The organism is Mixta hanseatica, assembly GCF_023517775.1.
GTDB classification, from domain to species: domain Bacteria; phylum Pseudomonadota; class Gammaproteobacteria; order Enterobacterales; family Enterobacteriaceae; genus Mixta; species Mixta hanseatica.
This window is the reverse complement of the sequence record NZ_CP082904.1, coordinates 79,289-100,975: the sequence shown is the minus strand read 5'-3', so window position 1 is coordinate 100,975 and position 21,687 is coordinate 79,289. Positions and strand designations below refer to the sequence as shown.

Below are 21,687 nucleotides of genomic sequence, written 5' to 3'. Positions count from 1 at the left end.
TCTCTTTTGATATTGCCGGCCAGACGGCCGGCGTGTCGGTTGGCGAAGGGAAGGTTCAGAAACCAAGTGTTTTAGCGTTATCCTTCGTGACTTCGAGGATCTTGTTAAAGCGGATCACCTTCTTCTCGGTATCGACATCCGCTTTCCCTAATTCATCAATGGTCAGATCGGCGGTCACGTCTTTGCCCTGTAACAGTTGGTCAGCAACGGTCACCAGCGCGTAGCCGGCATCTTTCGGATCCCACAACAGCGCTTTTTTGATATCGCCGCGCATCAGATAGGGCGCCGCCTGTGCAGGCATCGCGATGCCCACCACGGCCAGTTTCTCTTTTGCGCGTTTCTTCTGCACCGCCTGGCCTGCGCCAATAGGGCCGAGCGATCCAAAGCCGATGATGCCTTTCATTTGCGGGTAGGTTTTCATCAAATCCAGCGTGGTGGCGTAGGATTTATCGATGCTTTCCGCCACCGGCAGACGAGAAGTCACTTCAAACATCTGCGGATATTTTTCTTTCTGATATTTGATGGCGTAATCAGCCCAGGCGTTGTGCAGCGGCACGGTCAATGAGCCTACGTAAATGGCGTAGCCGCCTTTGCTGCCCATCTCTTTTGCCAGCTCATCCATATTGGCCTGGGCATATTTTTCGCTGTCGATAGTTTCAATATCCCACTGGCCGATCTGCTGATCGGGCGATTCATGCGTCAGCACGACAATGCCTTTATCGCGCGCTTTTTTCAGCACCGGCTCCAGCACTTTGGCATCGTTTGGCACCACGATGATGGCATTGACGTTTTTGGCGATCAGATCTTCGATCACTTTCACCTGTTGCGCCGGATCGGGGGTAGCGGGTCCGGTTTGATAAGCGTTAACGTTCAGTTTCTTAGCCGCTTCGTTGACGCCAGTTTCCATGCGGTTAAACCAGGGGATACCGGTGACTTTAGCCACCACGGCAATTTCATATCTTTCCGCCGCTGCGGAAGTACCAGACAACATGCATGCAGAAATCAGGGCGGCGCTGACCAGGGCAAGTTTGAGTTTCATAGTTCTACCTTTTTTGGGGACCGAGGCATGTCTTGGCAAGGAGGTTATCAACGAAGGGAAGAGAGCATGAATCGAAATTGATTGAAATGTGATCAATGATTACATTTGTTGAATACTGCGATCTTTTAGGTTAAATAAAAGTTAATTTTACTGCTTAATTTTCCTGACATGCGGCTTACCGCCGCGCAAAGATGTTAAATAATGATTTTATTTAAACATATATTTAACATTTTATTATCATTGAACGCGACGCCGAGGATAAAAAGGTGGGTTTACCTGTAGCAGGCGGGTAACTAAATTGCTGGAGTGTGAACTGAAACGATAAAATGGGACGGCAGTATCAATACGAAGGCCCGGTCTAACTGCGCGCCATGACGCAGCTGAGCCTTCGTAGTCGTAAAGGCTTACAGCGACGCGGTATCCATCAGCGATGCCAGCTGTTGATAAATTTTGGCAAAATGCGCCCGCCGCGCCTGATAGCACTGATGGCGCTGCGCATCGGGCTGATGGCGCTGCGCTAACGGTAGCGCAGGTAACAGCGCCTCCGGCGGCTGTTCCGGGTGCAGCGCCAGTTGTGCCAGACGCGCGGCACCCAGCGCGGGACCGATATCGCCGCCGTGGCAATAATCCAGCGTTTGTCCGCTAATATCCGCCAGCATCTGTCGCCAGTAAGCGCTGCGTGCGCCGCCGCCGATCAGCATAATGCTCGATGGCCTGATACCGCAGGCGTGTACCGCATCCATTCCTTCCGCCAGCGCATACCCTACCCCCTCCAGCACCGCCTGCGCCAGCTCCGGCCTACCGTGCTGATGCGTCAGCCCAAAAAAGACCCCTTTCGCCTGTGGATTATTGTGCGGCGTGCGCTCGCCGGAAAGATAGGGCAAGAAGAACAGCGGCGGCACATCCGCGCGCGCGCGTTCGGCTTCGGCCAGCAGCGCGGGCACATCAGCGCAATGGGTAAGCGCGGCGGCCCAGTCCAGACAGGCAGCGGCGCTGAGCATTACCGACATCAGATGCCAGCGATCCGGCAGCGCATGGCAAAAGCTGTGTACCGCGCTTTCCGGATTCGCCAGAAAACCGTCGCTTACCACGAAATAAACGCCGGAGGTGCCCAGCGAGAGCATGCCCTGCCCGGCGTTAATCATTCCAGTGCCGACGGCGCCAGCGGCATTATCGCCGCCGCCCGCCACCACCGGGACGCTTTCCATTCCCCAACGCTGCGCCAGCTGCGGCTGCAAATAGCCGGTGACCTGGTTGCCTTCAAACAGCGTCGGCATCTGCGCCAGGGTTAGCCCACAGGCGTTAAGCAACGTTTCACTCCAGCGGCGCTGCGCCACATCCAGCCACAGGGTGCCGGCCGCGTCGGACATATCGCTGGCGAAATCGCCGGTCAGCCGCCAGCGCAGATAATCCTTTGGCAACAGCACCTTAGCGATACGCGCGAAGATCGCCGGCTCATGCTGCTTTACCCACAGCAGCTTCGGCGCGGTAAAGCCCGGCATCATCAGATTGCCGGTAATCTTGCGCGCGTCGGGCACCGCCTCTTCCAGCTGTTGGCACTGGGCCAGGCTGCGTCCGTCGTTCCATAAAATCGCCGGACGCAGCGGCTGATGTTGCGCATCCAGCAACGTTGCGCCATGCATCTGCCCGCTCAGGCCAATGGCCTGTACCTGGCTCAGCGCATGCTGCTGACGCAGCGCCTGCATCGCCTTATCGGTCGCCTGCCACCAGCTATCGGCATCCTGCTCGCTCCACAGCGGCTGCGGACGGGAAACCGTAAGCTTTTCCGTCTGGCTCGCAATCACTTCGCCTTCGTCGTTCAGCAACACCGCCTTTACGCCGGAGGTGCCTAAATCGATGCCGATAACCATGCTGCGCTTCCCTTTGATTAATTAACGATACAGCCAGCTGTTCACCAGGTTTTCTAACTGCTCCTGACGCCCGCTCTGATGCTGTGGATTAAACTGATGCTGTGCCGCATGGGAGGCCAACGCCGCCAGCGACATCTCCCCCTGCAGGATCTGCTGGCCCAGTTCGCCGTTCCAGCCGCTGTAGCGCTGCGCGACGCGGCGATCCAGCTCGCCGGCTTCAATCATGCGCGCCGCGACCTTTAACGCCAGCGCCATGGTATCCATCGCGCCGATATGGCCATAGAACAGATCGTATTTGTCGGTGCTCTGACGCCGCACTTTGGCGTCAAAGTTCAGCCCGCCGGTGGAGAAGCCGCCCGCCTTGATAATTTCATACATCACCAGCGCATTTTCTTCGACGCTGTTTGGGAACTGATCGGTATCCCAGCCCAGCTGCGGATCGCCGCGGTTGGCGTCCACCGAGCCGAAGATGCCCAGTGCAATAGCGGTAGCGATTTCATGGTGGAAGCTGTGGCCCGCCAGCGTGGCATGGTTCGCCTCCACATTAACTTTAATCTCTTTTTCCAGGCCAAACTGCTTCAGGAAGCCATAAACGGTGCCTACATCGTAGTCATATTGATGTTTGGTCGGCTCCTGCGGCTTCGGCTCGATCAGCAGCGTGCCCTGGAAGCCGGTTTTATGTTTATGCTCTACCACCATTTGCATAAAGCGGCCCAACTGCTCGCGCTCCTGACGCAGGTCGGTATTCAGCAGGGTTTCATAGCCTTCGCGTCCGCCCCACAACACATAGTTTTCCCCGCCGAGCTGATGCGTCGCCTGCATGGCGCTGCATACCTGGCTGGCGGCCCAGGCGAACACTTCCGGATCGGGGTTGGAGGCAGCGCCCGCGCCGTAACGAGGATGGGTAAAGCAGTTTGCGGTGCCCCACAGCAGCTTCACGCCGGTTTGCTGCTGTTTCTGCTGCAGTACCTCAGTCATTAACGCCAGATTGTGTTGATAGCTTTTCAGCGAATCGCCTTCCGGCGAGACATCCACATCATGGAAGCAGTAAAACGGCACGTTCAGCTTATAGAAAAATTCAAAGGCGACATCGGCTTTGCGTTTCGCCATCTCCAGCGCATCGCCCGCCTTTTGCCACGGACGGTCGAATGCCCCAACGCCAAACATATCCACGCCGGTCCAGCAGAAGGTATGCCAGTAGCAGGCAGCGAAGCGCAGATGGTCCGCCATGGTTTTGCCCAGCAGGATCTCCCCAGGATTATAGTGACGAAATGCCAGCGGATCGCTGCTGTCCGGCCCCTGATAGCTAATGCGTTCAATCTGATCGAAATAAGCCTGCATCGTTTACTCCTTAACAAGTTGACCGGAAATGGTCAGCGAAGATGGCTCTATTCTGATAAGCGTCCGCCTCTCTCTCAATTACGTTATTTCACACCGTCGTTAAGATAATTATTAACTGTGCGTCAGCTCGCAAAATAAGGCGTTCTGTCCCCTTTCCCGCGTATCAACGCGCAAAAAAATAACCTTGCTTAATAATCCTTACCTTAAAAAATCGATCGCCATCATAAAACCAGCAATAAACCAAAAAACGTAACGCCGGGATAAAAATCTGTAATTGAAGAAAGCAGGCACTCAAGTCAAGAATCCCTCAGCCCGTTCAGGAACGTTCCGATAAAAACACCTCAACCTACAGGGTAATGATGATGAAAATGAAACAGACTTTACTGGCCGTTTGCGCCGCGCTGGCGCTGTTTAGCCACGCCGGCAACGCTAAAGAGGTTAAGATCGGCATGGCTATTGACGATCTGCGCCTTGAGCGCTGGCAAAAAGATCGCGATATTTTCGTCAAAAAGGCTGAAGCGCTGGGCGCCAGCGTATTTGTCCAGTCTGCCAACGGCAGCGAAGAAACCCAGATGGCGCAAATTGAAAATATGATTAATCGCGGCGTCGACGTGCTGGTTATTATTCCCTACAACGGGCAGGTATTAAGTAATGTGATTGCCGAAGCAAAGCAGGAAGGCATTAAAGTACTGGCTTACGATCGCATGGTTAATAATGCCGATATTGATTTTTATATCTCTTTTGATAATGAAAAAGTGGGCGAACTTCAGGCGCAAAGTCTGGTTAAGCAGGTGCCGCAGGGCAATTATTTTTTGATGGGTGGCTCGCCGGTGGATAATAATGCCCGCCTGTTCCGCGCCGGGCAAATGAAAGTGCTTAAGCCACTGATTGAGCAAGGTAAAATTAAAGTGGTCGGTGACCAGTGGGTTGACGCCTGGCTGCCGGAAAATGCGCTGAAAATTATGGAAAACGCCCTGACCGCCAATAATAACCATATTGATGCGGTCGTCGCCTCTAATGACGCCACCGCCGGCGGCGCGATTCAGGCGCTTTCCGCCCAGGGACTGGCGGGCAAAGTGGCTATTTCCGGGCAGGATGCGGATCTGGCGGCCATTAAGCGCATCATGAACGGCACGCAAACCATGACGGTGTATAAACCGATCAGCAAACTGGCCGACGACGCGGCGAAAATTGCCGTTGAACTCGGTAATGATAAACAGCCGCAGTCCAACGCCACGCTCAATAACGGCAAAAAAGAGGTTCCCGCCTGGCTGCTAACGCCCGTTCCGGTTGATAAGAGCAATATCGACAGCACCGTCGTCGCCGACGGCTTCCATAAAAAGAGTGAACTCTAAGAGCGCTGCCGCCGCCCGGCGGCAATGCCCTTGCTGGAGAACGTCATGACCACGCTACTGGAAATGAAAAACATTACCAAGCGCTTCGGCGCCGTAAAGGCCGTAGACGATATTTCTTTGCGCCTTGAGCCGGGCGAGGTGGTATCGCTGTGCGGCGAAAACGGTTCCGGTAAATCTACGCTGATGAAGGTGCTGTGCGGCCTCTATCCAGCAGGCGACTATCAGGGCGAGATCCTGTTTTCCGGCGAACCGCTGCGCCCCGCCACTATCCGCGATACCGAGCGCAAAGGCATCGTGATCATTCATCAAGAGCTGGCGCTGGTCCGGCAGCTGACGGTGCTGGAAAACATCTTTCTCGGCAGTGAAATCAGCCGCGGCGGCGTAGTGGATGATGAAACCATGGCGCTACGCTGCCAGCGGCTATTGCAGCAGGTCAAGCTGGATATTTCACCGCATACGCGCGTCGGTGAGCTGGGCATTGGTCAGCAGCAGCTGGTTGAAATCGCTCGGGCGCTGAATAAACAGGTGCGCCTGCTGATTCTGGATGAGCCCACCTCCTCCCTTACCGAACAGGAAACCGGCGTGCTGCTGGAGATCGTCAAGGATCTGCGCGATCACGGCATCGCCTGCGTTTATATCTCGCACAAGCTTAACGAGGTGAAAGCGATATCCGACACCATCTGCGTGATTCGCGACGGCAAGCATATCGCTACCCGCCCGGCAGAGGGGCTGAGTGAAGACGACATTATCACCATGATGGTCGGACGCGAACTGACCGCGCTCTATCCACGTGAGCCGCATCAACAGGGCGAAGAGATCCTACGCGTAGAGAACCTGACCGCCTGGCATCCGGTTAATCGCCATCTGCGGCGGGTGAATAATGTCTCCTTTACGCTGCGGCGCGGGGAAATTCTTGGCATCGCCGGGCTGGTCGGCGCCGGACGCACCGAGACCGTTCAATGCCTTACCGGCTTGTGGCCCGGGCGCTGGGAAGGCCAGGTAACGATCAAAGATTATCAGGTTAACCCGCGCCGCTGGGACTGCCAGCAGGCGATCCATCACGGCATCGCCATGGTGCCGGAAGATCGAAAGAAAGATGGCATCGTGCCGCTGCTGGGCGTAGGGAAAAATATCACGCTGGCGGCGCTCGGCCAGTTTAGCAGCCCGTTTTCCGTGCTGGATGAGGCGCGCGAACAGGTGGCCATTAGCCAGTCTATTCGTCAGCTGCGGGTGAAAACCTCTTCCGCCGAACTGGCGGTAGGTCGTCTCAGCGGCGGCAACCAGCAGAAGGCGGTGATCGCCAAATGCCTGCTGCTTAACCCGCAAATATTGATTCTGGACGAGCCTACGCGCGGCATCGATATTGGCGCGCGCGTTGAGATTTACAAGTTGATCCACCAACTGGTGCAACAGGGCATCGCCATTATTGTGATCTCTTCCGAGCTGCCGGAAGTACTGGGATTAAGCGATCGCGTACTGGTGATGCACGAAGGACAAATCAAAGCTGACTTGCCGAACCATAACCTGACGCAGGAACAGGTGATGGAAGCGGCTCTGCGGAGTGAACATTATGCTTAAAACCAATACCGCTATGCTGCCCGCCAGCGGCGGCGGCGCGCCGGGCAAGCTGCGCCTGCTTAACCTCCAGGTGCTGGTAATGCTGGCCGCTATCGTGGTGATCATGCTGTTTTTTACCTGGATGACCGACGGCGCTTACCTCAGCGCGCGCAACGTTTCTAACCTGCTGCGCCAGACGGCAATCACCGGCATTCTGGCGGTGGGGATGGTGTTTGTGATTATCTCTGCGGAGATCGACCTGTCGGTTGGCTCGATGATGGGGCTGCTGGGTGGCGCGGCGGCGATTTTCGACGTCTGGCTGGGCTGGCCGCTGCCGTTGACAATTGTGGTGACGCTGGCGCTCGGCCTGCTGCTGGGCGCCTGGAACGGATGGTGGGTCGCCTACCGTAAAGTCCCCTCCTTTATCGTTACCCTGGCCGGGATGCTGGCGTTTCGCGGCGTGCTGGTGGGGATCACCAACGGCACGACGGTCGCGCCCACCAGCCCGGCGATGTCGCAAATCGGTCAAAGCTATCTGCCGGACGGCATCGGCTTCGGCTTTGGCGTGATCGGCCTCGGCCTGTTTATCGCCTGGCAGTGGCGGCTGCGGCTGCGGCGCCAGCAGATGGGGCTGGAGCAATCGCCAGCCCGCAGCGCGGTAACGCGTCAGACGATTACCGCGCTGCTGGTGCTGGGCGCGATCTGGCTGCTGAACGACTATCGCGGCGTACCCACGCCGGTGTTGCTGCTGGCCTTGCTGATGCTGGCCGGGATGTTTATGGCGACGCGCACCGCGTTTGGCCGGCGTATCTACGCGATTGGCGGCAACCTTGATGCGGCGCGCCTGTCCGGCATCAACGTCGCGCGCAACAAAATGGCGGTGTTTGCCATTAACGGCCTGCTGGTAGCGGTGGCGGGATTGATCCTGAGTTCGCGCCTGGGCGCGGGTTCGCCTTCGGCGGGGAATATCGCCGAGCTGGACGCTATCGCCGCCTGCGTGATCGGCGGCACCAGCCTGGCGGGCGGTATCGGTTCAGTCGCGGGCGCGGTGATGGGCGCCTTTATCATGGCGTCGCTGGACAACGGTATGAGCATGATGGATGTGCCGACGTTCTGGCAGTACATCGTTAAGGGCGCCATCCTGCTGTTGGCGGTATGGATGGATTCCGCCACCCGGCGGCGCGTGTAATCGTCGAAGCAGATCACAGGGCTCATCAATTTTTTTCTGCTGCTGGTTTCGCTGTGGTAATCAAGATGCAGAATAAAAACCAGGAGTGATCATGTTTGAGAAACGTTTTCGCATCAGCCTGCTGTTTAATGCCAATAAAATCTATGACCGCCAGGTGGTGGAAGGTGTCGGTGAGTATCTGCAGGCCTCGCAAACCGACTGGGATATTTTTATTGAGGAGGATTTTCGCTGCCGTATCGATAACATGCACGAGTGCCTCGGCGACGGCGTGATCGCCGACTTTGACGACAAAGAGATCGAGGCGCTGTTGCAGAATGTGGATGTGCCGATCGTCGGCGTGGGCGGCTCTTATCATCGGCCGGAAGATTATCCGCCCGTACACTATATCGCCACTGATAACGCCGCCCTGGTGGAGAGCGCTTTTTTACATCTGAAAGAGAAAGGCATCAACCGCTTCGCTTTTTACGGCCTGCCCGCCTCCTGCGGCAAGCGCTGGGCGCAGGAGCGGGAATATGCCTTTCGTCGGCTGGTGGCGCAAGAGCGTTATCAGGGCGTGGTCTATCAGGGCATGGAGACCGCGCCGGCCTACTGGCAGCATGCGCAGAACCGGCTGGCCGACTGGCTGCAAACCCTGCCGCAACAGACCGGTATTATCGCCGTTACCGATGCGCGTGCCCGCCATCTGTTGCAGGTGTGCGAGCATTTGAAAATCCCGGTGCCGGAGAAGCTGTGTGTAATTGGCATTGATAATGAAGAGCTGACGCGCTATTTATCACGCGTGGCGCTCTCCTCAGTGGCGCAGGGCACACGGCAGATGGGCTACCAGGCGGCCAAGCTGCTGCATCGCCTGTTGGATCGCCAGGCGATGCAGCTGCAGCGCATTCTGGTGCCGCCGGTGAAGGTGATTGCCCGGCGCTCGACCGATTTTCGTTCGCTGCACGATCCGGCGGTGATTCAGGCGATGCACTATATCCGCTTTAACGCCTGTAAAGGCATCAAGGTTGAGCAGGTGCTGGATGCGGTAGGTATGTCGCGCTCCAATCTGGAGAAGCGCTTTAAAGATGAAACCGGCGAGACCATTCACACCATCATCCACAGCGAGAAGCTGGAGCGGGCGCGTTCGCTGCTGGTTTCCTCTTCCATACCGATTAATGAGATTTCACAAATGTGCGGCTATCCTTCGCTGCAATATTTCTATTCGGTATTTAAGAAAAGCTACGCCAGCACGCCAAAGGAATATCGTCAGCAAAATGCGGCGGTGATTAACTAGCGCAGGCTATAAGCGTTACCGAATAATATCGTTAACGCTCAGGACATGCGGAGCAGAGGTGCAGATCGCCAGTATCAAAGTATTGGCTATGATTATCTGGCTCACAAAATAGTGAGCGGGTGCCGTGCTGTCAATCTGCGCTATTTGCCATACGGTGCCGCCGGACTGTTTCAAAATAGCCTCTTTACGCGTCCAGATGCGCCAAAATGCAGTAAGTTGAGCAGATGGCGGTTCCGCCGCTATCAGCTGGCGCTCGCCTGAGCTAAACACGGCATCAACGATGCCAGTCCAGTTTTTACGCGGACGAATAACTTCAATATCACAGCCAACCTCACCTTCATCACTGACGATCAGCGCAATATCATCGCCGCTATGGCTGATATTAAACCACAGCGGCACATCAGCTTGAAAAGCAGGTTTGCCGTTATCGCCGTAGACAATTTCAGGCAACGGCAGCGGGGAAAGCATGCGGCTAAGCAGTACGCGTCCGGCCAGCCAGGCCGCACGCGGCGGGCCAGGGGGAGCTAACTGCCACAGGGCTGGCGGAAGCGGCGGCTGTTGCAAATCAGAAATCTTTCCCAGCACAACCCGATGCATGTTTAAGCCCAGCGTTTGATAACAAGCGAAGTATTGATGCCGCCGAAGGCGAAGTTATTGCTTTGCAGATATTCGCAGTCAATCGAACGGGCTTCGCCCATAATGTAATCCAGGTCGCCGCATTGCTCATCCGGCTGCGTCAGATTTATCGTTGGCGCAAACCAGCCCTCACGCATCATTTGCAGACTCATCCAGGCCTCCAGCGCGCCGCATGCGCCCAGCGTATGGCCGAAATAGCTTTTCAGTGAAGAAACGGGGGTCCCGTTGCCGTAAATCATCGCGGTCGCCTGGCTTTCTGCAACATCGCCTCGTTCCGTGGCCGTGCCATGCGCAGAAATATAACCGATCTCCTGCGGCGTCAATCCTGCCATACGCAGCGATTGCTCCATGCATATTTGCATGGTTTCCCGCTGCGGCTGGGTAATATGCGCAGCATCGCAGTTGGTTGCGAACGCGACGATTTCACCATAAATCGTCGCGCCGCGTGCTTTGGCATGTTCAAGCTCTTCAAGGATTAACGTTCCGGCGCCTTCGCCGATAACCAGCCCATCGCGTTGCTGATCGAAAGGCGACGGCGTGATTTCAGGCGTATCGTTGCGCTGGCTGGTAGCAAATAACGTATCGAATACCGCCGCCTCGGAGGGGCAAAGCTCTTCTGCGCCGCCCGCCACCATCACCGTTTGATAACCGTGGCGAATGGCTTCCCACGCGTAGCCGATCGCCTGGCTGCCGGAGGTGCAGGCGCTGGAAGTGGGGATCACCCGGCCACGCAGGCCAAAAAAGAGTCCGGTATTGACCGCCGTGGTGTGCGGCATCATCTGTACATAGGTGGTGCCGCTGATGTTATTGGTGTGCTTCTCGGTAAGCATGGTGGCGAATTCGCTTACCGGGCCGGTACTGCCGGTGGATGAACCGTAAGCGATCCCCGTCTGGCCACTCACCAGTATCGGATCGTCGATTAGCCCGGCCTGTTCCAGCGCCAGTTCGGTGGCGCGGGTGGAAAGCAGCGAAACCCGACCCATCGCCCGGATACGCTTGCGCGTATAGTGATCGGGCAAACTGAAATCATCGATCGGCGCGCCCAGCAGCGTATGCAGACCATCATAAATCTGCCACTCCGGCATTTTACGTACCGCATTTTTATAAGCCAGCAGACGGCGGGAAACATCCTGCCAGGTTTCACCAAAGGCGGTAACACCACCCATACCGGTAATGACCACGCGGCGAATCATAGCATCCCTCCGTTAACAGAAATGACCTGGCGGGTAATATATCCTGCAATATCAGACATTAAATAACTGGCCAGTCCGGCAACTTCCTCCGCCTGTCCCATGCGTTTCATTGGAATAAGCGCCATCGCCTCTTTCAATGCGGTCTCTTCCATCTCGATCATACCGGTATCAATCAGCCCCGGAGCGATACAGTTAACGGTAATTTTGCGCTTTGCCAGTTCAATCGCCAACGCTTTCGTGGCGCCGATAATACCCGCCTTTGCTGCGCTGTAGTTTACCTGGCCGCGGTTGCCCATTACGCCTGAAACCGAAGAAAGCGTAATAATGCGCCCCCCTTTTCGCGCGCTAACCATCGGCATAATGCAGGGATGAATGACGTTATAAAAGCTATCAAGGTTAGTGTGAATGACCTCGTCCCAGTCGTTTTCACTGAGTGCCGGAAATGCGCCGTCCCGCGCGATACCGGCATTGTTTACCACGCCATACCAGGCACCATGCGTAGCGATCTCCTGCTCAAGTACCTCACGGCACTGTTGGCGGTTGCTGACGTCAAAACAGAGCAAACGTCCCTGACCGCTGGCCTGCTCGATCGCCTTCAGCGTCTCTCTGGCTCCCGCTTCATCGCGATGATAATGCACGCCAACAATGAAGCCATCAGCAGCAAGCTGGCAAGCGATGGCGCGTCCGATGCCTTTACTGGCGCCGGTGACCAGTACTGAACGACTCATTCTCTATTCCCCTGATTAAAAAGCGAATTCAACTCTTCCGCCGTGGGCTGAAAAGTATTTACGCGACCTGTCGCCACTGTCTCTTTATCAATGCGAATCGCGCAGTCGAAACTACCGAAACGTTCATCCTGCATAAGCAAGTTGACGTCAATATCCAGCGTGGCGCCGCCGGGAAAATGTCCCGCGGCGCAAATCAGCTCACGGGCGCCCAGCACCATGCCCAGCGCGATGCTTTGCTGACCGTTTCGCTGCCGCTGCCAGCCGGACCAGACGCCTACGGTTTGCGCCATCAGTTCCAGCGCATACCAGCCGGGTAGATTGCCCTGGGCATCCAGGAAGGGCTGCAGCACGCCATCGCCGCTCACCGCCACCCGACAGTAGGCAGCATTGTCCGTCACGCCAATAACCTCTTCCAACAGCAGCATCGGCGCATCGTGCGGCAGATACGCCACCGGCGGCAGATAATGATTCATACGCTTCTCCCCAGCAGAATGCTGGCATTGTTACCGCCAAAGGCAAAAGAGTTTGACAGAATAACCGGACGCTCCAACGGCTGCGCCTGCCGCAGAATAGCGCAGGCGGGCAGGGTCGGATCGATGGGCGACATGCTAAAATCCTGCGGCGGCAACGGCAGGTTTTGTTGCAAAATCAGCGCGCTGATAGCTGCCTCAGTAATGCCCGCCGCGCCTAATGTATGGCCGGTCAGATGTTTTGTGGAGCTGCAAGGCACCCTTTCACCGAACAGGTCATGCACAACTTTCGATTCAATCTGATCGTTAAGCGTGGTAGCCGTACCGTGCAGATTGATATAACCCACGTCATCAGGCTGCAGGTTGGCATCCGTCAGCGCCTGATGAATAGCGCGGATGGCGCCTGCGCCTTCCGGGTGCGGTGCGGAAATATGCCAGGCATCGCTTGATTCACCAACGCCAAGCAGTGCAATCGGCTGAGGCTCACGCGTCAGCAGCATCAGAGCGGCGCCTTCGCCGATGGTAATGCCGCAACGGTCACGACCAAACGGTTGGCACAAACTGGGCGATAGTGACTCCAGGCTATGAAAGCCGCCTACCGGCATACGGCTCAGCGTATCCGCCCCGCCGACAAGAGCCACATCCGCCAGACCAGCCTCGATCAGACGCCGACCGCTGATGATGGCGCGGGCACTGGATGAACAGGCAGTAGAGAGCGTGAAAGCGGGACCTTCCAACGCCAGCCAGTTTCTGAGAAAACGTGAGGGATCGCCCAACTCCTGCTGCGGATACTGCCAGTTCAGGCTTGCCTCATTGTTGAGCGTCAGACGAACATGTTCGTCACCTTCATTCAACCCGGAGGTGCTGGTGCCCATGACCACGGCGACGCGGTCGCGGCCATACTGCGCAATCGCGTTATCCAGCTGCGGCTGAATTTGCGCCAGCGCTGCCAGCAACAGCTGATTATTGCGGCTGCGGTGCGCAGAGAATGCCTCGGGGATAGCCGGTAATTCGCCGTCCACCCCACCCAATACAGCCTCAGGATGATTACGTAACCAGCCAGCCCGAACGCGCATGCCGGGGGCGACGCCACGTACCAGATTGGCGGCGATCTCGGCGCTATTATTCCCCAGCGCATTAAGCATGCCGAAGGCGGAAATATAAATCATATCAGTCGCCCAGATATTGAATGGTGATGTGGTATTTAAAGGCGTACTGCTCAATGCTGATGGGCACACGCTGGCCTTTCCGCTGCAGATAAACGATCGCTGTGATCAGCTTACCGTTGGCATTGCGCAGTTCACGCCTGTCGCCTTTGTCGCTCAATGTCCAGCCCGCAGGCAATTGCTGACGCCAGATGGCAATCGGCCAATGGCTCAGCATGACGTCGGCCAATACCTGACTGGCTGGAGGAAGCTGCGGCACGATAATTGACTGCTCGGTATGCAGCCCTTTTTCGTCATAGGTCACTAAAAACAGGCGGATGCCGACGGATGACAAGCCTGCAAGCGTGATTTTTTTGTTATCGGCATTCAGCATCACCAGTAACGACTGCGTCTGGCCATGAAATGTTCCGGTTAGCAGCTGTTGAGAATTGACCGCAGGGGAGATACCCGGTGCCGGTAAAGTAACGCGCGCACCTGGCTCCAGCCAGGCCTGTGGTCTGCTATTGCGTTCTTGCTGTAAACCGTGGCTACAGCCGGTCAGCAGCGATACGGCGAGCAGACTAACGCCAAGCCAAAAATTACGTGTCATCATTTCTTCTTTTCTCTTTTTTTATTGGGCATCGCCAGCGGGGCAAGCAGCCAGGCGGTAAAAATTCCGCTGACCAGAACAATGCCAAAGCTGCCGATCGCTTGCGTGGCGCTAAAAACCAGCATCCCGAGCGTCAGCAGGGTGGTCATCATCGCCAGCGTAATCGCTAACAGCGAGGTTAACGGGGTGCCGCGCGGGTTGCTAAAAAACAGCGTGTAATTGATACCGATGCCCAGCACCAGCACCAGAGCCAGCAATGAAAATAAGTTCACTGAATGCCCGCTGAATGAAAGCACCGCCAGCCCACAGCCTAACGACAACAGAGAGGGGACCAGGCTTATCAGCCCTTTGCGCCAGCCGAGACGTGCTATAGCGCCACCGGCAAATATCATCAGCGCGACGCCCAGCAGACCGCTGAGGACCGTACGGTAAAGCGCAAATAATCTGTCAAACGTCTGTTTACGATCGACCCATGCCACTCCCGGCTGCTTATCTGCCAGCTGGCCCAGCGCCACGCTATTTTTTACGCCGTCCACAGGGATAAGCACGCCGCTTGCGCCGTTGGGCAACGTCAGCCATAAAAGGCGCCAGCCCTCGCTGGCCGGACTGCCAAGCCAGGCCTCTACCGATACCGGCATGGCGCTAAGGTCAGGATTAACGGTGCTAAGCCCGGCGCTTTGCAGCGCCCGCGTTATGGCTGGCGTAGCCTTGCGCAGTAGCTGTAAATCCTGCTGCTGCCGTGCCAGCGAATTAAGCGGAATAGTACGGTAGCTGACTATCGCGCCTGCGCGTCGCGCCTGCTCCAGCGTCGACGTAAAGGCTTCCATCCGCCTCAGCGTTTGTTCCGGCGTGTCGCCGTAAACCACAAACCATTTCTGATCGACACTTTGCCCCGTCAAACGCGTGATCGCTTTTTCCTGCGCCAGCAGCGACGGCGGCAGCGCCTGCAGCTGTGAAATATCGTCATCGATGCGCAGCGTAACGATTCCGGCCAAAGAAAATAGCGTCAGTACGGCAACCAGCCCCATGGAAAGCGCTTTTTTACGCCGCCACGCAGCCAGCCAGCGCAACATCCATGTCATCAAGGGGACCGGACGCACCGGCAGGCCGCGACACAGCCATGGATGCCAAAAAAGCACCGTCAGACAAGAGGCGCTCAGCCCGGTCGCTGCGAATACGGCCATCTGACGAATGCCTGGAAAAGGAGCAATCATCATGATCACATAAGCCGCCACGGTCGTTAGCAGCGCCAGCAGCAACGCATTGCGAACCTTTGCCAGGCTTTGCCACGGCGTAGCTTCTGCGCCATGCACCATACGTTCCGTCAGGAAATAAAGCGTATAGTCGGCGGAAATACCGATAATGCTCATGCTCATGACCAGTGTCATCAGATGGAGCTCGCCAAAAATAAGCAAGGTAACAACGGTTCCCGCCAGCGCCCCGACGGCAATGGAAAGCAGGCATAACAGCAGAGGACGCAGAGAGCGAAACGTCGCTACGATCAGCAGGATCACGCCGAGAATGGTCGCCACACCCAGCGTTGAGATATCCCGTTTCGCCTGCTGGCTGGCATAGTCGCTATAAAATACCGTGCCGCGTGATAACAGCTGCGCCTGTGGATATTGCGCCTTGAGCTGTTGCTCCATGGCGTTCAGCGTGGTGACCAGCTGCCGGGTTTGCTGCATGTCAAAAGCGTTATTCGCCAGCTCGCCATGCAAAAAATACCAGTAGTTGCCTTCCTCATCCTGAGCCACCAGCCAGCCATCCATCAACCGCAGCCGCTGACCGTTTTGCGCCAGCGCCAGCTGCGAGCCACGCATTAACATAAGCGGATCGTTTTGCAGCTCTTTGCCGCTTACGCCGGCAAAGGCGGAATAAAGCTGCGACAGAACCCATTGCGCCTGCGCTTCGCCGCCATTTTGCAAACGCGCCCGCGTCACGTGATCAATCAATCCGTTACGATGTCGCCAGAAAAACGTGCCCCAGGCCTGCTGGCTGGCAGCATCCATTTGCCCTTTTACATCGGCAAGCATGCGCGAATCTTTAAGCTGCGCGTACCATGCCTGCGCCACTGCGGGATCGGCGGTTTTGCCAGGGCTGACCAGCCAGGCCAGTTGCCGATCCAGGCGCTGTATAAAACCGTCATTTAGCGCGGGCGGAAGGGTCCCCAGCGCCTGTTTTGGCAGCATCGCCAGCACGCTGCTATTCATCCTGGATTGCGGTAACAACAGCAATAGCAGGCCCAGCAGCGCCAGACACAGGATGCCCCACAGCAGCGCTGCGCGGCGAGCGTTACCAGGCGGCAAAGCGTTGGCGTTCATCATCGGTTAACCGGGCGGGCATCAGTTGGTGTTGCGAAAGGGAGATATCGGTACGATCGCCCTGCTTATCATTCAGCTGAATCGTCTCAAGGTAGGTCTGACCGGCAAGGTCTATGGTGGCGAAGATTTTATCCAGCGGTGTAGTGACAGGCGTCAAACGCAGCGACCAACAACCTTCTCCTTTGTCCTGAAATTCGATGCGAAAATTTTGCTCCAGCACTTTACGGTCCGCCTGAAACAGCGCCCGCAGCAGATGGTTAAACTGGAACATTTGCGGATTGTTTTCTGCGGTAATCACCTGCGGCGGCTGGCCGTTGACCCTTTGTACCATGCGCGCGTCATCCAGCATCAGCAGCATCGGGAACGGGCTTTTTTGATCCCAAAGCAACCCTGTATCGCGGGCGATCAGCATATCTCCCTGCGAACGCAGCGGCTGCGGCAAATCTTTAATGGCGCGCGTCTGGGTGAAATGGGCGCGAATGACCGGTTGTTCAGTAAAGCGCTGCTGCAGTTCATCCAGCGTAACGGCGCTGACCCACGGACTGATCAGCAGGGCAAGTAAAGGCCAGTATTTCATTGGGCGACTCCCAGGCGTTCAAACAGCACGGCCGGGCTGACGAAACACATCTCCCGGCTGCTCTCTTCTACGGCGACTTGAATGGTGTAGCCAGTCGTGGTGCGCTTGCCAGTGACAGCATCGAAAATCTGGTAGGCGATACGTAGACGGTTTTCATACTCTTCCAGCTGCGCGCGTACCCGAATACGCTGCTCAAAAGTCACGGCGTCGCGATATTTAACGCGCGTATCGACTATCGGCCAAACGTAACCTGAGGCTTTCATCTGGCGATAGCCGTAGTTGAACTGGTTCAGTAATTTTTCACGGGCAATTTCAAAATACCGAAAATAGTTGCCGTGCCATACCACGCCCATAACATCCACATCATGAAACGGTACGGTGATTTCTATCTCGGTGGTAAAACGAGGATCATCAAGCATTTTTCATTCCTTATCGTTGGCGTCAGGTAAATGCCAGAAATCAAAAAAATTAAACCAGTCCAGCGGGGCTTGCAGCGCGTAGTGCTCAAGGCGGGCAGCGTAGCGGTTGACGGCCTGTTCCAGCGCCGCATGGCGATCCGCGCGGGGCAGCAGCAGCGGATCGGCGAACGGCTCGCAATGAATATGGAGTTTACCTTGTTGTTTAAGAGCAAAAATCAGCAGTACCGGACAACGCAGCAGAGCGGCAAGGATAAACGGCCCCTGCGGGAAAGGCGCGGGCTGGCCCATAAATGGGCTCCAGACGACTCGCCAGTCCCCGCCGCGCTGGCGATTAACCGCTATGCGATCGCCGACGATCGCCACCCATTCGCCACGATCCAATTTTTCTTTCAACATAATGGCCGTGTCCGGGCCGATATCGGTAACCGGGATCAGGTTCAGCCCGGCCTGCGGCACGCTCTCAGCCATAATCTGCTTAAAGCGTTGGGCGTTTTCGCTAAACACCAACGCATTGATGGTTTTTCCGCCCTGTAGCTGCGCCAGGGCGCGGCAAGCTTCAACATCGCCTAAGTGCGAGGCCAGCAGCAATTTACCCTGCGGTTGATCCATGCTGAGCGCCGCCTCCGCCTCCGGAGCGAAAACCACATCCCGCCCGAGCTGAAGTTCACCGCGCCAGCTGGCCACTTTATCCAGCATGGCATCGCCGAAACGCAGAAAATGACGATAGCTGTTGAGATTCGCCGGTACAGGCAGATGACGTGCCTGCAACCGGCCACGCACGCGTGCAAGCCACGACTGCGATGCACGTCGGGCAGAAGCGGCCGTTAACCAGTAAGCGCCAACGACCGGCCACAGCAGCAGAGAAAAGGCGCGACGCCCCAGCAATTGCCAGACCGCCAGCATAACGCGCATTCCCCATAGCCCTTTCACTTCACGCTGCTTTGCCCAGTGCTGCGCGCGCCGCCGCATCAGCAGCGACGGCATACGCGGGAGCATGCCGAAGAACAGCCGGGTATGCATAAGCGATATGCGAACGTTGTCCTTTAGCGCATCAAAATGCGACAGCCCATCCTGCGGATAGGTGACGCGGGTTGGCATAAAGTAGCTGGTATTGCCCTGCCAGTAGAGTCGTACCATCACTTCGGTATCGAAATCCATACGCTGGCCCAGCGCGACGCGTTGCGCCAGCTGCAATGTCGGGACGATCGGGTAGACGCGGAAGCCACACATACTGTCTTTTAACTGCAATGAGAGCGTTTCTATCCATACCCAAATATGCGTTATCCAACGCCCATACAGGCGCGAGCGCGGAATCGAGTCGTCATAAATCGGTTGACCGGAAATCAGCGCATCGGGGTGTTGCGTCGCAAGCGCCAACAGCGCTGAAATATCTTCAATGGCATGCTGCCCGTCGGCATCTACCTGCACCGCATGGGTAAAACCCGCCCGATCCGCCGCCTCCAGGCCGCGGATCACCGCCGCGCCTTTGCCCGCGTTTTGTTTGAGGCGGATAAGCGTCAGCTGTGGGTCAAGGGCGACAAGCGCCGCCAGCGCCTGCTGCGTCTCTTTATTGCTGCCGTCATCGACAATAATAATTGGCAGCTGGAACGGGGCGAGACGAGCAAGCACGCCTGCCATCATGGCGCCGTGGTTGTAACAGGGGATGACGACACAGGGCGCAAAGTTTAACGGCATAAGCGAAGCTTCCCGCTACTGGCCGTATGGCGCGCCTCTCCCTCGTGACGCTGATAGCTGAACGTCAGGAGCTGGCGCTCCTCCTGCCAGGTCAACGTTAACGTAACGGTATTATCTGGCAGCAGCGGCGCCTGAAATTTAACGTTCTGCATACTGTGAAAGCGAAAGCCTGGCGCAAGCAGCATCCCGGCATAGTGCATCACCCAGTCAAGCTGCGCTACGCCGGGCAATAACGGCTGTATGGCAAAATGGCCCCGGAACCAGAACAGCGTCGGATCAAGATGCAGCACAATAGCGGCCTGACCGGGCGGCATCTGATGGCGTTCAATTTCACGGGCTTTCATTAAATGACTCCTGTAATTGCGCATAGACACGCTTATTCATGCTATTAACCGGAATTTCATCGACGATCCGCCAATAGCGCGGAACGGCGACCGGTTCCAGCCAGGGTAGCAGCGCGCGCCGCCATGAAAGTTCCAGCGCTTTGATGTTTGTCTGTTGCAGTGTCTGGCGCAGTGCCTCTTCCAGCACCAGCACCGCGCCAATTCCCTGACGGCCGCCGCGTGTGACCGGCAATGCCGCTGCGTCGCGGATACCTTCCAGCGACATCAGGCGGCGTTCCACTTCGCTTAGGGAAATGCGTTTCTCTTCGATTTTCACTACCCGCCCACGCCGCCCGGCCAGATGAAAGCATCCGCTATTCTCAATCTGTAAGATATCATCCAGCAGCAGCCCTGCTTCGCAGGCGATCAACGGCGAGAAGGCGCGGAAAGCATCACCCTCAGCGACAATGCGTACATCCGGAAAGGGGAGCCAGGGAAGAATATCTTGCTGACGCTGGCGCCAGGCAAGAATGCCGGTTTCGGTGCTGCCATAAATTTCATCAGGCCAGACGCCAAACCAGCGCTGCGTGTCGATGACATGCTGCCACGACAGCATGCCGCCGGCAGAGAGGATCATGTTGACGGGCGGCGGCGTCAGATTAGGGTCCAGCCGCTTAAGAAACGCGGGACTGCTGACAAACAGATATCGGTAGTGATGATCCAGCGCGACCAGCTGTTCGGCATAATAGAGCATGGCGGCATGGAGCGGCATCCCAAGCGATACGGGTAAAAAGATGCGGAAAGTCAGCCCATACAGATGCTGAGGCACAACGGAAGCAACCACCCGGCATCCCGTCAGCCGGTCGGCAAAGCGGGCGGCCAGCAGGGCAGCTTCTTTATCAAGCGTAGCGACACTTTTCACTACCCGTTTGGGCTGGCCTGTAGAGCCGGAAGTATAGAGTTCGATACAACGGCTGGGCACAATGTCGGGCAACGCCACCGTTGTCGGCGCGCTCGTTTTTGCCGAAGAGACTACGTGCAGTATGCCGCGCCATTCCAGCGTCTGGTCACTCAACACGCCGTGAAACAACGAGCGCTGCTCTTCCAGTAGGGAAACGCGACAGTGCCCGGGGATCACCGGCGTTTTGCCCACGCTTAGCGTCGCCAGCAACGCGACAATAAACAGATAGCTGTTTTCGAAGCAGAGCGCCCAGCGTTCGCCTTCCTGACGCTGCAGCTCATTCACCAACAGGGCGACATCATAGCGCAGCTGTCCCAGCGTCCAGGTATGATCGCCAAGCCAGGCGATCACGGTATCATCCGGACGAGATGCGCTAAGCCACTGTGACAAAGGGAGGGTCTGATTCATGGGATTTTCCGCTTTATTACCTGACGACGCACCAACCATTCAACCGCCATCAACAATCCCATCAGCCCATAAGCGATAATGCCGTTCCATGCCGTCCATAGACGCATGTTGCCCTGCAGGGCAGTAAAAAGGGCGATGCTGCCATTGACGATGAAAAAGAGACACCATACCTGGGTGACTCGCCGGGTATAGCGTACGCCTTCGGGAGGAAGTTGGGGATCGCGCAGGCGCGCCAGTCGCTCAACCAGCGGCATTGCTGTCCATAATGATCCCCCAAACAGGGCAAGCATCAGTAAATTGACAACTACCGGATAAAACAGCAGCAGCTGATGGGTTTTTAGCAGCGTACTGGCGATGCACAGGACAATGCCAACCAGTGCCGCACTTTGCATGACAACGCGCATTGGCCCCGCTGTTCGCTTTGCTTGCCATAAGCGTAAAATCAGCAGCAGCGCTATCAACGGCAGCAGCCAGTGCAGGCTGTTATGCGTCAGGCCGAACCAGACCATAAATGGCCAGGCCAGCAGTGTTAGTCCCGTTGCTACCTGAATGCCCGGTAGTTTTTTGCAGCCACCCACG

At 56.7% G+C, this 21,687-nt stretch carries 20 protein-coding genes; 4 read left to right on the top strand and 16 right to left on the bottom strand.

Translation table 11 applies throughout. From position 1 onward, the window contains the following. Positions 1-55 precede the first annotated feature (55 nt). From K6958_RS00495 to xylA, 3 genes are all read right to left on the bottom strand, one after another. Positions 56-1,039: an autoinducer 2 ABC transporter substrate-binding protein gene (locus tag K6958_RS00495; protein ID WP_249892852.1), complete on the bottom strand. Its 984-nt coding sequence runs from the start codon at positions 1,037-1,039 to the stop codon at positions 56-58. Between the two features lie 404 nt (positions 1,040-1,443). Next, positions 1,444-2,910 (bottom strand): xylulokinase, encoded by a 1,467-nt coding sequence (xylB, locus tag K6958_RS00490; protein WP_249892851.1) that lies wholly within the window; start codon positions 2,908-2,910, stop codon positions 1,444-1,446. Between the two features lie 21 nt (positions 2,911-2,931). Beyond that, entirely contained in the window at positions 2,932-4,251 is a 1,320-nt protein-coding gene (xylA, locus tag K6958_RS00485) for a xylose isomerase (protein WP_249892850.1), read from the bottom strand. A gap of 362 nt (positions 4,252-4,613) precedes the next feature. Between xylA and xylF the strand changes: the two genes are divergently transcribed. The 4 genes from xylF (at position 4,614) to xylR (ending at position 9,622) form a co-directional block, all read left to right on the top strand. Continuing rightward, on the top strand, positions 4,614-5,606 hold the full coding sequence (xylF, locus tag K6958_RS00480; protein WP_249892849.1) for a D-xylose ABC transporter substrate-binding protein: 993 nt from the start codon (positions 4,614-4,616) through the stop codon (positions 5,604-5,606). 45 nt (positions 5,607-5,651) lie between these two features. Further along, complete coding sequence (locus tag K6958_RS00475) at positions 5,652-7,184, top strand: xylose ABC transporter ATP-binding protein (protein WP_249892848.1); 1,533 nt, start codon at positions 5,652-5,654, stop codon at positions 7,182-7,184. Then, positions 7,177-8,352 (top strand): xylose ABC transporter permease XylH, encoded by a 1,176-nt coding sequence (xylH, locus tag K6958_RS00470; RefSeq protein WP_249892847.1) that lies wholly within the window; start codon positions 7,177-7,179, stop codon positions 8,350-8,352. Before K6958_RS00475 ends, xylH begins: the two co-directional genes overlap by 8 nt. Positions 8,353-8,443: 91 nt before the next feature. Beyond that, the gene (xylR, locus tag K6958_RS00465; protein WP_249892846.1) at positions 8,444-9,622 is read left to right on the top strand and encodes a D-xylose utilization transcriptional activator XylR; all 1,179 of its coding nucleotides are present in this window, start codon (positions 8,444-8,446) and stop codon (positions 9,620-9,622) included. A gap of 15 nt (positions 9,623-9,637) precedes the next feature. Here the strand turns inward: xylR and acpT are convergent, their stop codons facing one another. From acpT to K6958_RS00400, 13 genes are read right to left on the bottom strand one after another with little or no spacing between them, the layout of a single operon-like run. Continuing rightward, a complete protein-coding gene (gene acpT / locus K6958_RS00460) occupies positions 9,638-10,219 on the bottom strand; it encodes a 4'-phosphopantetheinyl transferase AcpT (RefSeq protein WP_249892845.1) in 582 nt (193 codons plus the stop codon). Between the two features lie 2 nt (positions 10,220-10,221). Then, positions 10,222-11,451 (bottom strand): beta-ketoacyl-ACP synthase, encoded by a 1,230-nt coding sequence (locus K6958_RS00455; RefSeq protein WP_249892844.1) that lies wholly within the window; start codon positions 11,449-11,451, stop codon positions 10,222-10,224. Next, positions 11,448-12,179, bottom strand: a complete 732-nt coding sequence (locus K6958_RS00450; protein WP_249892843.1) for a 3-ketoacyl-ACP reductase FabG2 — start codon at positions 12,177-12,179, stop codon at positions 11,448-11,450. The genes K6958_RS00455 and K6958_RS00450 overlap by 4 nt, the downstream gene beginning before the upstream one ends. Then, positions 12,176-12,652, bottom strand: a complete 477-nt coding sequence (locus tag K6958_RS00445; RefSeq protein ID WP_249892842.1) for a hotdog family protein — start codon at positions 12,650-12,652, stop codon at positions 12,176-12,178. The genes K6958_RS00450 and K6958_RS00445 overlap by 4 nt, the downstream gene beginning before the upstream one ends. Further along, a complete protein-coding gene (locus K6958_RS00440) occupies positions 12,649-13,818 on the bottom strand; it encodes a beta-ketoacyl-[acyl-carrier-protein] synthase family protein (RefSeq protein WP_249892841.1) in 1,170 nt (389 codons plus the stop codon). Before K6958_RS00440 ends, K6958_RS00445 begins: the two co-directional genes overlap by 4 nt. Before the next feature lies 1 nt (position 13,819). Next, positions 13,820-14,407: a DUF3261 domain-containing protein gene (locus tag K6958_RS00435; protein WP_249892840.1), complete on the bottom strand. Its 588-nt coding sequence runs from the start codon at positions 14,405-14,407 to the stop codon at positions 13,820-13,822. After that, complete coding sequence (locus K6958_RS00430) at positions 14,404-16,728, bottom strand: MMPL family transporter (protein WP_249892839.1); 2,325 nt, start codon at positions 16,726-16,728, stop codon at positions 14,404-14,406. Before K6958_RS00430 ends, K6958_RS00435 begins: the two co-directional genes overlap by 4 nt. Continuing rightward, positions 16,697-17,302, bottom strand: coding sequence for an outer membrane lipoprotein carrier protein LolA (locus K6958_RS00425; protein ID WP_249892838.1), 606 nt, complete (start codon positions 17,300-17,302; stop codon positions 16,697-16,699). The genes K6958_RS00430 and K6958_RS00425 overlap by 32 nt, the downstream gene beginning before the upstream one ends. After that, positions 17,299-17,721: an acyl-CoA thioesterase gene (locus K6958_RS00420; protein WP_249892837.1), complete on the bottom strand. Its 423-nt coding sequence runs from the start codon at positions 17,719-17,721 to the stop codon at positions 17,299-17,301. Before K6958_RS00420 ends, K6958_RS00425 begins: the two co-directional genes overlap by 4 nt. A 3-nt stretch (positions 17,722-17,724) precedes the next feature. Beyond that, complete coding sequence (locus tag K6958_RS00415) at positions 17,725-19,416, bottom strand: glycosyltransferase family 2 protein (RefSeq protein ID WP_249892836.1); 1,692 nt, start codon at positions 19,414-19,416, stop codon at positions 17,725-17,727. After that, positions 19,407-19,760 (bottom strand): ApeI family dehydratase, encoded by a 354-nt coding sequence (locus tag K6958_RS00410; RefSeq protein WP_249892835.1) that lies wholly within the window; start codon positions 19,758-19,760, stop codon positions 19,407-19,409. Before K6958_RS00410 ends, K6958_RS00415 begins: the two co-directional genes overlap by 10 nt. After that, positions 19,747-21,108 (bottom strand): AMP-binding protein, encoded by a 1,362-nt coding sequence (locus K6958_RS00405; RefSeq protein WP_249892834.1) that lies wholly within the window; start codon positions 21,106-21,108, stop codon positions 19,747-19,749. The genes K6958_RS00410 and K6958_RS00405 overlap by 14 nt, the downstream gene beginning before the upstream one ends. Next, complete coding sequence (locus K6958_RS00400) at positions 21,105-21,617, bottom strand: COG4648 family protein (RefSeq protein WP_434085229.1); 513 nt, start codon at positions 21,615-21,617, stop codon at positions 21,105-21,107. The genes K6958_RS00405 and K6958_RS00400 overlap by 4 nt, the downstream gene beginning before the upstream one ends. Positions 21,618-21,687: the final 70 nt, after the last annotated feature.

Excerpts from the sequence above, each read along its gene's own strand:
- K6958_RS00495 (WP_249892852.1), bottom strand. The coding sequence starts at position 1,039 with ATGAAACTCAAACTTGCCCTGGTCAGCGCCGCCCTGATTTCTGCATGC.
- xylB (WP_249892851.1), bottom strand. The coding sequence starts at position 2,910 with ATGGTTATCGGCATCGATTTAGGCACCTCCGGCGTAAAGGCGGTGTTG.
- xylA (WP_249892850.1), bottom strand. The coding sequence starts at position 4,251 with ATGCAGGCTTATTTCGATCAGATTGAACGCATTAGCTATCAGGGGCCG.
- xylF (WP_249892849.1), top strand. The coding sequence starts at position 4,614 with ATGAAAATGAAACAGACTTTACTGGCCGTTTGCGCCGCGCTGGCGCTG.
- K6958_RS00475 (WP_249892848.1), top strand. The coding sequence starts at position 5,652 with ATGACCACGCTACTGGAAATGAAAAACATTACCAAGCGCTTCGGCGCC.
- xylH (WP_249892847.1), top strand. The coding sequence starts at position 7,177 with ATGCTTAAAACCAATACCGCTATGCTGCCCGCCAGCGGCGGCGGCGCG.
- xylR (WP_249892846.1), top strand. The coding sequence starts at position 8,444 with ATGTTTGAGAAACGTTTTCGCATCAGCCTGCTGTTTAATGCCAATAAA.
- acpT (WP_249892845.1), bottom strand. The coding sequence starts at position 10,219 with ATGCATCGGGTTGTGCTGGGAAAGATTTCTGATTTGCAACAGCCGCCG.
- K6958_RS00455 (WP_249892844.1), bottom strand. The coding sequence starts at position 11,451 with ATGATTCGCCGCGTGGTCATTACCGGTATGGGTGGTGTTACCGCCTTT.
- K6958_RS00450 (WP_249892843.1), bottom strand. The coding sequence starts at position 12,179 with ATGAGTCGTTCAGTACTGGTCACCGGCGCCAGTAAAGGCATCGGACGC.
- K6958_RS00445 (WP_249892842.1), bottom strand. The coding sequence starts at position 12,652 with ATGAATCATTATCTGCCGCCGGTGGCGTATCTGCCGCACGATGCGCCG.
- K6958_RS00440 (WP_249892841.1), bottom strand. The coding sequence starts at position 13,818 with ATGATTTATATTTCCGCCTTCGGCATGCTTAATGCGCTGGGGAATAAT.
- K6958_RS00435 (WP_249892840.1), bottom strand. The coding sequence starts at position 14,407 with ATGATGACACGTAATTTTTGGCTTGGCGTTAGTCTGCTCGCCGTATCG.
- K6958_RS00430 (WP_249892839.1), bottom strand. The coding sequence starts at position 16,728 with ATGATGAACGCCAACGCTTTGCCGCCTGGTAACGCTCGCCGCGCAGCG.
- K6958_RS00425 (WP_249892838.1), bottom strand. The coding sequence starts at position 17,302 with ATGAAATACTGGCCTTTACTTGCCCTGCTGATCAGTCCGTGGGTCAGC.
- K6958_RS00420 (WP_249892837.1), bottom strand. The coding sequence starts at position 17,721 with ATGCTTGATGATCCTCGTTTTACCACCGAGATAGAAATCACCGTACCG.
- K6958_RS00415 (WP_249892836.1), bottom strand. The coding sequence starts at position 19,416 with ATGCCGTTAAACTTTGCGCCCTGTGTCGTCATCCCCTGTTACAACCAC.
- K6958_RS00410 (WP_249892835.1), bottom strand. The coding sequence starts at position 19,760 with ATGAAAGCCCGTGAAATTGAACGCCATCAGATGCCGCCCGGTCAGGCC.
- K6958_RS00405 (WP_249892834.1), bottom strand. The coding sequence starts at position 21,108 with ATGAATCAGACCCTCCCTTTGTCACAGTGGCTTAGCGCATCTCGTCCG.
- K6958_RS00400 (WP_434085229.1), bottom strand. The coding sequence starts at position 21,617 with ATGGTCTGGTTCGGCCTGACGCATAACAGCCTGCACTGGCTGCTGCCG.